Genomic DNA, 231 nt, shown 5'->3' on the forward strand with positions numbered 1-231 from the left:
CGACTCCCTGGTGGCGAGTCCCGCGAACAGCAACTTCGTGCAGAACGACGTGCTGTCCATCCTCGAGAACGGGGACTACGACGAGGGATTCGCGCTGGCGCTCGCCTGCAAGGACCTCGGCCTGTCGATCGACCTCGCCCGGTCGGTCGGCGTGCCCGTGGAGCTGTCGTCGCTGGTCGACCAGGTGTTCCGTCGCGGACGCGCCCAGTACGGGGACCGCGCGGGCGAGAT

General features: G+C 68.8%; 1 protein-coding gene. It reads left to right on the forward strand.

From position 1 onward, the window contains the following. A partial coding sequence (locus SB719_RS22875; RefSeq protein WP_412160143.1) for an NAD-binding protein occupies positions 1-231 on the forward strand: 231 nt, incomplete at both ends.

This window comes from Pantoea sp. SIMBA_079, from assembly GCF_046940275.1.
GTDB classification, from domain to species: Bacteria; Pseudomonadota; Gammaproteobacteria; order Enterobacterales; family Enterobacteriaceae; genus Pantoea; species Pantoea borealis.